This window comes from Rhodococcus sp. R1101, from assembly GCF_000278445.1.
In the GTDB taxonomy this organism is placed as follows: Bacteria; Actinomycetota; Actinomycetes; order Mycobacteriales; family Mycobacteriaceae; genus Rhodococcus; species Rhodococcus gordoniae.
Genome location: NZ_AJVB01000689.1, coordinates 1 through 1,524 on the forward strand (window position 1 = coordinate 1; position 1,524 = coordinate 1,524).

2 protein-coding genes are annotated in these 1,524 nt (G+C 64.6%); both read right to left on the reverse strand.

Annotated elements, in window-relative coordinates; translation table 11 throughout:
* Positions 1-522: wax ester/triacylglycerol synthase domain-containing protein (locus tag R1101_RS0123250; protein ID WP_016935581.1), on the reverse strand; the 522-nt coding region annotated here is incomplete at its 3' end.
* Between the two features lie 327 nt (positions 523-849).
* Entirely contained in the window at positions 850-1,344 is a 495-nt protein-coding gene (locus R1101_RS0123255) for a potassium channel family protein (RefSeq protein ID WP_016935582.1), read from the reverse strand.
* Positions 1,345-1,524: the final 180 nt, after the last annotated feature.

The following is a 1,524-nucleotide window of genomic DNA, read 5'->3' on the forward strand; positions in this document are numbered from 1 at the left end:
ACGGCCAGGCGTGTCGGACGGGGCCCACGGCGCCGGCATGTCGGTGCGCTCGGAGTCCTGGCTCAGGGCGCGGCGCAGCAACTTCATCGCACCCACGCCGTCGGCGAGGGCGTGGTGGATCTTGGTGTAGACGGCCAGACGGCCGTCCGCGAGACCCTCGATGATGTGCATCTGCCACAGGGGGTCTGCTCCGGTCGAGCAGCGTGCTGTGCAAAACGGGGAGACGAGATCCCACAGTTCGTCGAGGCCGCCGGGTTGCGGCAGCGCGTTGCGCCGGACGTGGTATTCCAGGTCGAAGTCCACGTCCTGCTCCCATGCCCACTGGCCGAAGGTGCCCAGGGAACGGACCGCGCGCTTACGCCACAGCGGGGCGACCTCGCCGTTCTCTGCGGCGGGGGTGAACAGGGCCCCCAGATCCGCGGCGGTTGCTCCGTCCGGGGGACTCAGAAGGATCAATCCGCCCACATGCATCGGATGATCACGGGACTCCCCGAGAAGGAACATCGAATCGGTGGGCGACATGGGTAGACGCATAAGAACGTTTCCTCGGCTCGGAACACCGAGCAGTCGTGGCGAGACCCCCTGCTGTCCCGCCGGCATGTGCGCCAAACCATGACCCCCGTCACAGATTTATGACGCGACACAACTAATACGCGATCCCGGACCATGTCGCCAAGTCCGGGAGTCCATTTTCGTACCAAAACGACAATTGTTGTCCGATTTGCGAACTCCGGGTCGAATTCGAGGGCGCGGTCGTGGAAGGCGTCGAGAGTGCTGCTATGTCCGACGCCGACGATCACGGCGATCAAGACCGGCACACCGAATCGCGTAGGTCGGTCCCGTGATCGGTCACTCTTCGCCCCCACGATTGCGACGACGCCACTGCACGGCGGCCGTGAGCAATCGGATCCCGACGGCCAGGAAGACCAGATTTGCGACCATCTGCACCGACACGACGGCTCGCGCGGTCTCCGATACAGCGGCGATGTCCCCGAATCCCACCGTGGAGAAGACCGTCAGACAGAAGTACAGGGCATCGACGCGGGACAGTGGTTCGGTGAAGTGGTCCGGATCCGCCACGGACATGCGGAGGTAAAGGGTGGCGAAGACCACGAGATAGGCGGACACGATCGTGGTGAGTGCCTCGACGGCCTGGACCGCCGGGTACTCGGAGGCGAGAATCCTGCGGATCTGCCACCAGCCGACCATCAGGACCGCAGTGCCGCCACCGACGAGCGTCAGGACCTCGGAGGTGCTACGGACATGCTCGACCGGAATCACGAAGTAGACGCTGACCAGGACGAAGGCGGTGAGCGTCGGACGCGCTATCGCAGTCAGGATCAACCGTCTCCGCTCCCGCGGGTCCGGTATTCGCGGAGAATCGACCATGACGATGCCCGTTCCGGAATGGTGACTTTCGCCCCTACGGTATCGACCGGGTCGAGGCGACGATGGGAAGACCGAGGAACCGATCCGGCCCGAAAGGTCGACATGGGGCGGCGAAGCGTGGGGAGTCACCGATGA